This window comes from Streptomyces sp. TRM64462 (assembly GCF_013362995.1).
Lineage (GTDB): Bacteria > Actinomycetota > Actinomycetes > Streptomycetales > Streptomycetaceae > Streptomyces.
In genome coordinates this window covers 26,476-37,145 of record NZ_JABWDV010000293.1, presented here as the reverse complement: position 1 = coordinate 37,145, position 10,670 = coordinate 26,476, and the positions used below count along the sequence as shown (strand labels likewise).

Below are 10,670 nucleotides of genomic sequence, written 5' to 3'. Positions count from 1 at the left end.
AGCGGCCGGGCGAGAGCGGGATACCGGCGGCGCCGGGTGCCGGGGCGTCCGCATCCCCGTCCCCCTCCTCGCCCGTCTCGGCCTCGGCGTCCGCGTCGGCCGGCGGTACGCCGAGCGACGGGGCGTCCGCGTCGGCGGCGAGCCGGACCGACAGCCCGCCCAGCCCGTCGCGGTCGACGGCCGCGCCCGGCACGGGCACCGACGGCGGCTCCCAGAAGCCGACCTGCCACTCCATCGGCGGCGGCAAGTACAACTGCACGGTCGGGCGCACCGCCACGTCGTACCGCGGCGACGGCAGCGAGGCGGGCGTCCTCAAGGCCGGCACCAACTACTTCTACTGCCAGGCGAACCTGGGCCGCCGCGAGACGTACCGCCAGTGGACCAACGTCTGGTGGGGCAGAACGGACGACGACAGCGGCAACGTCAACGTGTGGGTGAGCGCCGTCTACATCAAGGGCGGTGACAACGACGGCCCGGTGCCCGGCCTGCCCGTCTGCTGAGCCGACCCGGCGGCTCACCGCTGCCGGCGGCTCACCGCGCCGGCGGGATCTCGCCCGAGCCGCGCGGGATCAGCGTCGTCGCCAGCTCCACGCGGGCCGGCGCCTCGTGGGCGCCGTCCAGGCGGAGGAACAGCCGCTCCGCCGCCGTACGGCCCAGTGCCGCCGCGTCCTGCGCGATGACCGTGATGCCCAGCAGGTCGGCCAGTTCGATGTCGTCGAAGCCGACCAGGGCCACCGGCCGGTCGCGCCCGGCCAGTTCCCGTACGACGGTCACGGTCACCCGGTTGTTGCCCGCGAACAGCGCGGTCACCGGCTCCGGTCCGTCCAGCATCGCGGCCACCGCGTCCCGTACCCGCGCGGGCTCCGTCGAGCCCAGGGACATCCAGGACCCGTCGACGGGCAGCCCCGCGTCCTCCATGGCGGCACGGTAGCCGCGCAGCCGCTCCACGGCGGTGTGGATGCGCGGCTGGTCGCCGATGAAGCCGATCCTGCGGTGGCCGTGCGCGATGAGGTGGGCGACGCCCTCGCGGGCCCCGCCGAAGCTGTCCGACAGGACGGTGTCCGCCTCGATCCGCCCGGCGGGCCGGTCCACGAAGACCATGGCGACGCCGGCCCGGATCTCCGGCTCCAGGTACCGGTGGTCGGTGCCGGCCGGGATCACGATGAGCCCGTCGACCCGGCGCGCGCAGAGCGCCAGCGCCAGCTCCTGCTCACGCTCCGGGTCCTCGGCGCTCGACCCGTTGATGAGCAGGGCCCCGTGGGCGCGGGCGACCTCCTCGACGGCGCGGCTGAGCGGCCCGTAGAACGGGTCGGCCAGGTCCTCCAGGACCAGGCCGACGGACGCCGTACGGCCCTTGCGCAGCACCCGGGCGCTGTCGTTGCGGCGGAAGCCGAGCGCCTGGATGGCGTCCTGGACCCGGCGCTCGGTGTCGGGCGTGACACCGGGCTCGCCGTTCACCACGCGCGAGACGGTCTTGAGCCCGACGCCCGCACGGGCGGCCACGTCCTTCATGGTGGGCCGGTTGCCGTAGCGGTGGTCGGGGCGGCGGGCGGTCCGGGAGGTCCGGGCGGTCTCGGCCACAGTGCGCAGTCCTGTCCGGTCGGTTGTCGTCGGGTCGTGGAAGCGTGTGGCGTCGAGCATAGGCCCTGGACAACGTTGTCAGTACCCGGAAGACTGGACGGAGCGCCATCAGAATCCGCAGGTCCGACAGCAGGTACGGGGGATCCGACAGTCATGTGCACGGAGGCGACGGACAGACGTACGCGACACGGGTCCGCCGGCCTGGTCGCCGCACTCGACATCGGCGGCACCAAGATCGCGGGCGCCCTTGTCGACCGGGACGGCCGGATCCTGCTGCGCGCCCGGCGGCCCACGCCGGCGCAGGAGGACGGCGACACGGTGATGGGCGCCGTCGCCGCCGTGCTCGCCGAGCTCGCCGCGTCCCCGCTGTGGGCCGGGGCGGTCGCCGTGGGCATCGGCAGCGCGGGTCCCGTCGACGCGGCCGCAGGCACCGTAAGCCCCGTCAACGTGCCCGGCTGGCGCGGCTATCCGCTCGTCGCGCGCGTCCGCGAGGCCACCGGCGGGCACCTGCCGGTCGCCCTCGTCGGCGACGGCGTCGCCATGACGGCGGCCGAGCACCGGCACGGCGCCGCCCGGGGCCACGACAACGCCCTGTGCATGGTCGTGTCGACCGGCGTCGGCGGCGGCCTCGTGCTCGACGGCCGCCTGCACCCGGGCCCCACCGGAAACGCCGGTCACATCGGCCACATGAGCGTCGACCTGGACGGCGACCCGTGCCCCTGCGGCGGCCGCGGCTGCGTCGAACGGCTCGCCAGCGGACCCAACATCGCCCGCCGGGCCCTGGAGAACGGCTGGCGGCCGGGCCCCGACGGCGACACCTCGGCGGCCGCCGTCGCCGTGGCCGCGCACGCGGGCGACGCGGTGGCCCGCGCCTCCTTCGACCGCGCCGCCCGGGCCCTGGCGGCGGGCATCGCCGCGACGGCGAGCCTCGTGGAGGTCGACATCGCGGTCATCGGCGGGGGAGTGGCGGGCGCCGGCGAGACCCTGTTCGCGCCCCTGCGCCGCGCCCTGCGCGACTACGCCACCCTGTCGTTCGTCCACGACCTGACGGTCGTCCCGGCGCGGGCCGGCAACGACGCGGGCCTCCTGGGCGCGGCGGCCGCCGCGTCCCTGCTGCTCGGCGCGCCCGAGGACGGACACCCGGCGACGAGGCGCTGAACCGGGCGCACCTGCTTGCGCTGCGGACGTGCGCGTGGGCCCGCGCGTGCGCCTGCGCGCTTCGGACCTGCGCGTTTGGGCCCGCGCGTACGCCTGCGCCTGGACCTGCGCTCGGGCCTGCGCGGCCGTCCGTGGGGCCGGGGGTGCCGTCGTGCGGCGTGGGACGGCGCGTGGTGGACTGGAGGTGGTGTCACTCCGATGGCTGGCCTGCGCTTGCGGAAACCGGTGGTCGGGGCCGCCATCGCGGTGGTGGCGGCCCTCGCGGTCGTGCTCGCCCTCGTGCTGAGCAGGGGCTCCCCCGAACCCCGGCGCGGCGCCTCGACGAAGCCCCCGGCCGCCCCGACGACGACCCCGTCCCCCACACCGACCCCCACGCCCACCGCCCCCACCCCGGCCGCGGTCTCGCCGTTCACGGGCCTGCCCGGCCGTGCCGGCCCCGTCCTGGCCGTGAAGATCGACAACGTACGGGCGGCCCGGCCCCACACCGGGCTCGGCGCCGCCGACATCGTCTACGTCGAGCAGGTCGAGGGCGGCCTCACCCGGTTGCTGGCCGTCTACTCGTCGCAGCAGCCGCCCCGGATCGGCCCCGTGCGCAGCGCCCGCGAGTCGGACGTGGAGCTGCTGCGCCAGTTCGGCCGGCCGGCCCTCGCGTACTCCGGGGTGCGCACCGCCCTGAAGGGCTTCGTGCAGGACGCGCCGCTGTACGCGCTGCCGCCCGAACGCGTGCCGCAGGCGTACGTACGGGAGCCGGGCCGGCCCGCGCCGCACAACCTGTACCTGCTGCCCGAGCGGGCGCTCGCCGCGGCCCCGGCCGCCGACAAGGCGCGGGACATCGGGTTCCGGTTCGGGGCCGAGCCGGCGGGCGGGCGGCCCGTGAACGCGCACTCCGTGCGGTTCCCCGCCGCCCAGTACACGTTCACCTGGTCGGCGCCCGAGAAGCGGTGGCTCGTCACCATGGACGGCACCGCCGCCCGCACCACGGACGGCAAGCGGGTCGGCGCGCCCACCGTCGTCGTCCAGCACGTCACCGTACGGCCCTCCGCGTTCAAGGACAGTGGCGGAAACGTCACCCCGTACACGGAGACCGTCGGCTCCGGAACCGCGCTCGTGCTGCGGGACAGCAAGGTGTACGAGGCGCGCTGGAGCAGGGGCGGCGCCGCCGCCGGCACGTCGTTCACCACGCCGTCCGGCGCCCCGTTCGCCTTCGCGCCCGGCCCGGTGTGGGTGGTGCTCGCCGCCCGGTGACCGGTGCGGCACGGGCGTGGGAGCGGGGGACCTTACCACCGGATCCGGCCAACTCGGGCCCCTTTCACGGTCCGTGCCGGTGTGCGCCTCCGGCACGAAACCCCACGGCCTCCGGGGCGTTACGGCCACGCGCCTGGCGTACGCGGGTTTCCGTGGCAGGGTGTTGCGGGCAATCCACTGGGGGCCAACGGAAGAGGGGGAACCGTGATCGTCTGGATCAACGGTGCGTTCGGCGCCGGCAAGACCACTGCCGCGCGCGAACTGATCGATCTGATCCCGAACAGCACCTTGTTCGACCCTGAGCTGATCGGCCGCGCACTGCCCGGGCTGCTTCCGCCCGAGCGGCTCGCCGGGACCCGCGACTTCCAGGACCTGCCGATCTGGCGGCGCCTCGTCGTGGACACCGCGGCGGCGCTGCTGGCCGAGGTGGGCGGCGTGCTGGTGGTACCGATGACCGTGCTCAGGCAGGAGTACCGCGACGAGATCTTCGGCGGGCTCGCCTCCCGCCGTGTCACCGTCCGCCATGTCGTCCTCACACAAGAGGAAACGATCCTGCGCGAACGGATAGCCGGACGGGTCGCGTCCGTCGACGACCCGGCCGCAGGCGAACGGGTCCGGCGGTGGGCGTACGACCACATCGCCCCCTACCGCGCGGCGCTCGACGGCTGGCTCGCCGCCGACGCGTACGCCGTCGACAACGGCTCCCTCACCCCGGAGGCCACGGCCAAGGCCATCGCCGACGCCGTACGCACGGGCGACGCCGGCGTGTGCGGGATCGTACAGACGCCGGAGCCCACCGGCGAGACCCTCGCCGCGGGTGTGCTGCTCTTCGACGAGCACGACCGGGTGCTCCTCGTCGACCCGACCTACAAGCCCGGCTGGGAGTTCCCCGGCGGGGTCGTGGAGCGGGGCGAGGCCCCGGCACGGGCCGCGATGCGGGAGGTCGCCGAGGAGACGGGGCTCGAGCTCGCCGCCGTACCCAGACTCCTCGTCGTCGACTGGGAGCCGCCGGCCCCGCCCGGTTACGGGGGGCTGCGGCTGCTCTTCGACGGCGGCCGGCTCACCGGGACGCAGGCCGACCGCGTCCTGCTGCCCGGCTCCGAGCTGCGCGGCTGGCGGTTCGCGAGCGAACAGGAGGCCGCCGGGATGCTGCCCCCGGTGCGGTACGAGCGGCTGCGCTGGGCGCTGCGCGCGCGGGAGCGGGGCACGGTGCTGAACCTGGAGGCGGGGGTTCCGGTGGGGGCGTCGTAAGGAGCCGGTCCCAACGGCGCTCCGGGCGGGCGGAGTTGCGTGCTCCGTCCGGCCCCCTGCCCTGCTACGGCGCCGCTCCCGCCCCGGTCTCGGGCCGGACGGGGGCGCCCGTTATCGTGAGGGCTCCTGGCGGCCGCAGCGGAGGTACGGAGCGGACGTGTCCCCCACCGAAGAACTCGCCCCCGCCCGGGCGGCCGACAGCGACGGCAGTCCCGGCCGCGGCGACGGCAGTCCCGGCCGCGGCGACGGCGGCCCCTGCTGCGGTGACCGCGGGCGCTGCCGCGGCGAAGGCGGCTCCTGCTGCGGGGACGGCGGGCGGCCCGAGCGCCGCGACGTCCCGACCTCCGTCCTCGTCGCGTGCGGCGCCGTCCTCGTCGTCCTCGCAGGCCTCGCCGGGGCGCTGGACGCCGACGAGTGGCTCACGCACCCCGGATTCCTGGCCTGGCAGACGATGTGTCTGGCCATCACCGTCCAGGCCGTGCCGTTCCTGATCCTCGGCACGCTGATCTCGGGCGCCGTCAACGCCTTCGTCCCGTCCCGCGTCTTCCAGCGGCTCCTGCCGCGCAGGCCCGCGCTCGCCGTGCCCGTCGCGAGCGCCGCCGGCGTGGTCCTGCCGGGCTGCGAGTGCGCGTCGGTGCCGGTCGCCGGGAGCCTGATCCGGCGCGGGGTCACCCCGGCCGCCGCGTTCGCGTTCCTGCTGTCCGCGCCGGCCGTCAACCCGATCGTCCTCGTCTCGACGGCGGTCGCCTTCCCCGGGAGCCCGCGGATGGTCGTCGCGCGGCTGGTCGCCTCGCTGGCCGTGTCCGCCGTCATGGGCTGGCTCTGGCTGCGGTTCGGCCGCGCCGAGTGGCTGCGGCCCCGGACCCGGCACACCGGGCACGGGGAGGGGCGCAGCCGCTGGGACGCGTTCCGGCTCGGCTTCCAGCACGACTTCCTGCACGCGGGCGGGTTCCTGGTGGTCGGCGCGGCGGCGGCCGCCACGTTCAACGTCCTGGTGCCGCGCTCGCTGCTCGACGTGTTCGCCGGGTCGCCGTGGCTGTCGGTGCTGTTCCTGGCGCTGCTCGCGGTGGTCCTGGCCGTGTGCTCGGAGGCCGACGCGTTCGTCGCCGCGTCGCTGACCGGGTTCTCGCCGACGGCGAAGCTCGCGTTCATGGTGGTGGGCCCGATGGTCGACGTGAAGCTGATCGCCCTCCAGGCGGGCACGTTCGGACGGGGCTTCGCGCTGCGGTTCTCCGCCGCGACGGCGGTCGTCGCCGTCGCGTGCTGCGCCGTGACGGGATGGTGGCTGCTGTGAGGCGTGTGGCTTCCGCGCTGCTCCTGCTGCTGTCGGGCGCGGGCGTGCTGCGGATCTCGCTGTTCGGTGATGTGTACCTGCGGTACGTGAAGGAGGGGCTCCAGCCGCTGCTCGTCGTGTCCGGGTGCGTGCTGGTGGCGGCGGGGCTCGCGGGCGCGGTACGGGATGTGTGGGCGGGCCGGCGCGGGTCGGACACGCGGGGGGACGCGGACGGGGACGCGGAGGCGGACGGGGACGCGCAGGCACACGGGCACGGGCACGGGCCACGGGTGGCGTGGCTGCTGGCGCTGCCCGCGCTGGCCATGCTGTTCTTCGCGCCGCCGGCCCTCGGCTCGTACACGGCCGCGCGGGACGACGCCAAGGCGGTGGAGGCGTACGACAGGTTCGATCCGCTGCCGTCCGGCGACCCCGTGCCGCTGTCGCTCACCGACTTCATCGCGCGGGCGCAGCAGGACGAGCAGCGCGGCCTTGAGGGGCGCACGGTGCTTCTGGAGGGGTTCGTCACGCCCGGCGGGGGCGGTGGGTGGCGGGTGAGCCGGCTGGTGATGTCCTGCTGCGCCGCGGACGCGCGGTCGCTGACCGTCGCGGCGTACGGGGCGGAGGCCCCGCCCGCCGACACGTGGGTCCGCGTGACCGGCACGTGGCACGCGCCGGGGGCCGCGCTGGACGTCGCGACCGTGGAACGCATCCCGCAGCCGCCGGTCCCGTACGCGGACCGGACGCCGGACCTGAACCGCTGAGGCCCTGGCCGAACCGGCCCGCTCTGCCCGCCGGGCTCGCTGAACGGCCGGGCGGGTGTGCGTCCGTCGGGCGGCTACCCCATGGCGGCCGGAGGGCCGGTTTCGGCTGCCGCTGCGCGCAGGGATGCCGCCGCGTCCGTCGTGACCGGGTCGCCGTGGCCGCAGCACAGGGTGGGGTCCCGCGGCGCCCGCACCGTCCCGCGCGCGGAGAGCCGCCGCCCCGGGTACAGCGGCCCGTGCCCGCGCCGCCCCGCCCCGTACCGTCCCGTGTGGGTCAGTCCCGCTTCGACGCCGCGTAGTTCACCAGGAACAGGGCCTCCGCCACCGACATCCGTTCCAGTTCGTCCGGTGACACGCTCTCGTTCACCGCGTGGATCTGCGCCTCCGGCTCGCTGAGCCCGATCAGCAGCACCTCCGCCTCCGGGTACAGCGCGCCCAGCGTGTTGCACAGCGGGATCGACCCGCCCATGCCGGCCGCCTGCATCTCCTGGCCCGGGTACGCGGCCGCCAGGGCCTGGGCCATCGACGTGTACGCGGGGCTCGTCACGTCCGCCAGGAACGGCTGGCCCTGGCCGATCTGCTCCACCGTCACACGCGCGCCCCACGGCGTGTGCGCCTCCAGGTGCGCCCGGAGCAGCTTCGTCGCCTCCGCCGCGTCCTGGCCGGGCGGCACGCGCAGGCTGATCTGGGCGCGGGCGGTGGCCTGCACCGACGGGGTCGCACCGACGACCGGCGGGCAGTCGATGCCGATGACCGTGACGGCGGGCCGCGCCCACAGCCGGTCGGCGACCGTGCCGGAGCCGATCAGGCCGACACCGTCGAGAACCTTGGCGTCCCGCCGGAAGTCGTCCTCCGCGTACTGCAGGCCGTCCCACGCGGCGTCCGACGCCAGCCCGTCGACCGTCGTCGACCCGTCCTCCGCGCGCAGCGAGTCCAGTACGCGGATCAGCGCGGCCAGCGCGTCCGGCGCGACCCCGCCGAACACGCCCGAGTGCAGATTGCCCTCCAGGGTGTCCACCTGGACCCGCAGCATCGTCATACCGCGCAGCGACGCGGTGACGGTGGGCAGGCCGGCCCGGAAGTTACCGGCGTCGCCGATCACGATGGCGTCGGCCGCCAGCAGCTCCGGGTGCGCCTCGGCGTACCGCTCCAGACCGCCCGTGCCCTGCTCCTCCGAGCCCTCGACGATCACCTTCACGGACACCGGTATGCCGCCGTTGGCCTTCAGGGCGCGCAGCGCGAGCAGGTGCATGATGAACCCGCCCTTGCAGTCGGCCGCGCCGCGCCCGTACCAGCGGCCGTCGCGCTCGGTCAGCTCGAACGGCGGCGTGTGCCAGCCGGCCAGGTCCAGCGGCGGCTGCACGTCGTAGTGGGCGTACAGCAGGACCGTCGGCGCGCCTGCCGGGCCCGGCAGGAAGCCGTACACGGCCTGCGACCCGTCCGGCGTGTCCAGGACCGCCACGTCCGTGAAGTCCTCGGCGCGCAGCGCGTCCGCGACCCACCGGGCGGCCGCCTCGCACTCGCTGCGCGGGAACTGCGCCGGGTCCGCGACCGACCGGAACGCCACCAGCTCCGTGAGCTCCGCCTTGGCGCGCGGCATCAGGGACGCGACGGAGGCGGCGACGGGCCCCGCGGGGCGCTCCGCAGGGCGCTCCACGGTGCGCTCCACGGTGCGCTCCGCGTCGGTCGCGGCGGTCGGCTGGGCGGTCATGGGCACGCTCCTGTGGGTGCGACGTCGGGGCATCGGCCCGCCGGTCCGCCGGTACGGCAGGTACCTCGGTGGGTCGTCACGTCGGTACGCCGCTACGCCGGTACGCGTCGGGCGGCGTCACGCGCGCGCGGTGTGTGCGGCGAACGCCGGTCCGATCCTCGCACAAGGGCGGCCGGGTACCGCCCCGTAGGATGCCGTGGAGAGCTTTGACCACGGGTCGGGACCGGGAGCGGAAGCGCAACGTGAGCAGCGAGAACGTGTGGGATGTCGTCGTCGTCGGCGCGGGGCCGGCCGGAGCGTCCGCGGCCTACGCCGCGGCAGTCGCGGGCCGCCGCGTACTGCTCCTGGAGAAGGCCGCGCTACCGCGCTACAAGACGTGCGGCGGCGGCATCATCGGCCCCTCCCGCGACGCCCTGCCGCCCGGCTTCGAACTGCCGCTGCGCGACCGCGTCAACGCCGTCACGTTCTCCCTCAACGGCCGCTTCGCCCGCACCCGCCGCTCCAAGCGGATGCTGTTCGGGCTGATCAACCGGCCCGAGTTCGACGCCCTGCTCGTCGAGCACGCCCAGAAGGCGGGCGCCCTGCTGCGCACGGGCGCCGCCGTGACCCGCGTCGAGCAGCACGGCGCGGCCGTGCCCGACCGCCGTACCGTCGCCGTGGTCCTCGCCGACGGCGAGACGATCCTGGCGCGCGCGGTCGTCGGCGCCGACGGCAGCGCCAGCCGCATAGGAGCCCATGTCGGGGTGAAGCTCGACCAGGTGGACCTGGGCCTGGAGGCCGAGATCCCGGTGCCGGCGACCGTGGCGGAGGACTGGGCGGGGCGGGTCCTCATCGACTGGGGGCCCATGCCGGGCAGTTACGGCTGGGTGTTCCCCAAGGGCGACACGCTCACCGTGGGCGTGATCTCGGCGCGCGGCGAGGGCGCCGCGACCAAGCGGTACCTGGAGGACTTCATCGGCCGCCTCGGCCTGGCCGGGTTCGAGCCGGCGATCTCGTCCGGGCATCTGACCCGCTGCCGCAGCGAGGACTCGCCGCTGTCGCGCGGCCGGGTCCTGGTGTGCGGGGACGCCGCCGGGCTGCTGGAGCCGTGGACCCGCGAGGGCATCTCGTTCGCGCTGCGCTCGGGCCGCCTCGCGGGGGAGTGGGCCGTACGGATCGCCGAGGCGCACGACGCGGTGGACGCGCGCCGGCAGGCGCTGAACTACGCGTTCGCGATCAAGGCGGGGCTCGGCGTCGAGATGGCCGTCGGGCGGCGGATGCTCACCGTGTTCGCACGGCGCCCGGCACTGCTGCACGCGGCGGTCACCGGACTGCGGCCGGCCTGGCGGGCGTTCACCGACATCACGCGCGGCGCGACGACACTGGCCGGGATCGTACGGACCAACGGCGTCGCCCGGCGGGCGCTGGAGGCGCTGGACCGCCGGCAGGCCGCGGCGGAGGCGGCGGAGGCCGGGCAGCGGTCAGCGGCGCGCGAGCAGCAGGGCCCGGAGCAGGGGCCCGAGCAGGAGCCGGAGCGGCGGCGCCCGGCGTGATGTCCCCGCCTCACGACAGCGTGAGGCGGAACACCGCGTGCTTCGGCGCGACAGCCCGCAGTTCCCCAGCACGTCCGGCGTGTCGTCGTCGGCGACCTCGTCGGCGGTGAACGGCTGCACCCGCTCGCCCGGGCACGACTCACCGCCGCCCGCCGCCC

General features: G+C 75.8%; 8 protein-coding genes and 1 pseudogene. 7 read left to right on the top strand and 2 right to left on the bottom strand.

The genetic code is table 11. From position 1 onward, the window contains the following. Window positions 1-500, top strand: a pseudogene (locus HTZ82_RS32235) (serine/threonine protein kinase); the annotation flags it as partial. A gap of 31 nt (window positions 501-531) precedes the next feature. On the opposite strand, the gene HTZ82_RS13785 reads toward HTZ82_RS32235, so the two are convergent. Then, complete coding sequence (locus HTZ82_RS13785) at window positions 532-1,512, bottom strand: LacI family DNA-binding transcriptional regulator (protein ID WP_254711839.1); 981 nt, start codon at window positions 1,510-1,512, stop codon at window positions 532-534. A 222-nt stretch (window positions 1,513-1,734) separates the two neighbouring features. Here HTZ82_RS13785 and HTZ82_RS13780 point away from each other — a divergent pair, with 222 nt between their 5' ends. The 5 genes from HTZ82_RS13780 (at window position 1,735) to HTZ82_RS13760 (ending at window position 7,269) form a co-directional block, all read left to right on the top strand. Next, window positions 1,735-2,739 (top strand): ROK family protein, encoded by a 1,005-nt coding sequence (locus HTZ82_RS13780; protein WP_175409643.1) that lies wholly within the window; start codon window positions 1,735-1,737, stop codon window positions 2,737-2,739. A gap of 198 nt (window positions 2,740-2,937) precedes the next feature. Next, complete coding sequence (locus tag HTZ82_RS13775) at window positions 2,938-3,984, top strand: DUF3048 domain-containing protein (RefSeq protein WP_175409642.1); 1,047 nt, start codon at window positions 2,938-2,940, stop codon at window positions 3,982-3,984. A gap of 204 nt (window positions 3,985-4,188) precedes the next feature. Beyond that, window positions 4,189-5,235, top strand: a complete 1,047-nt coding sequence (locus HTZ82_RS13770; RefSeq protein ID WP_175409641.1) for an NUDIX hydrolase — start codon at window positions 4,189-4,191, stop codon at window positions 5,233-5,235. Between the two features lie 157 nt (window positions 5,236-5,392). Beyond that, window positions 5,393-6,529, top strand: a complete 1,137-nt coding sequence (locus HTZ82_RS13765; protein WP_375540816.1) for a permease — start codon at window positions 5,393-5,395, stop codon at window positions 6,527-6,529. After that, entirely contained in the window at window positions 6,526-7,269 is a 744-nt protein-coding gene (locus HTZ82_RS13760; protein WP_175409640.1) for a TIGR03943 family putative permease subunit, read from the top strand. Before HTZ82_RS13765 ends, HTZ82_RS13760 begins: the two co-directional genes overlap by 4 nt. A 274-nt stretch (window positions 7,270-7,543) precedes the next feature. On the opposite strand, the gene HTZ82_RS13755 is transcribed toward HTZ82_RS13760, so the two are convergent. Further along, complete coding sequence (locus HTZ82_RS13755) at window positions 7,544-8,980, bottom strand: dipeptidase (protein WP_375540815.1); 1,437 nt, start codon at window positions 8,978-8,980, stop codon at window positions 7,544-7,546. 191 nt (window positions 8,981-9,171) lie between these two features. On the opposite strand from HTZ82_RS13755, the gene HTZ82_RS13750 reads away from it, so the two are divergent. After that, window positions 9,172-10,512 (top strand): geranylgeranyl reductase family protein, encoded by a 1,341-nt coding sequence (locus HTZ82_RS13750; protein WP_254711835.1) that lies wholly within the window; start codon window positions 9,172-9,174, stop codon window positions 10,510-10,512. Window positions 10,513-10,670: the final 158 nt, after the last annotated feature.

Excerpts from the sequence above, each read along its gene's own strand:
- HTZ82_RS13780 (WP_175409643.1), top strand. The coding sequence starts at position 1,735 with ATGTGCACGGAGGCGACGGACAGACGTACGCGACACGGGTCCGCCGGC.
- HTZ82_RS13755 (WP_375540815.1), bottom strand. The coding sequence starts at position 8,980 with ATGACCGCCCAGCCGACCGCCGCGACCGACGCGGAGCGCACCGTGGAG.
- HTZ82_RS13750 (WP_254711835.1), top strand. The coding sequence starts at position 9,172 with ATGCCGTGGAGAGCTTTGACCACGGGTCGGGACCGGGAGCGGAAGCGC.
- HTZ82_RS13775 (WP_175409642.1), top strand. The coding sequence starts at position 2,938 with ATGGCTGGCCTGCGCTTGCGGAAACCGGTGGTCGGGGCCGCCATCGCG.
- HTZ82_RS13785 (WP_254711839.1), bottom strand. The coding sequence starts at position 1,512 with ATGAAGGACGTGGCCGCCCGTGCGGGCGTCGGGCTCAAGACCGTCTCG.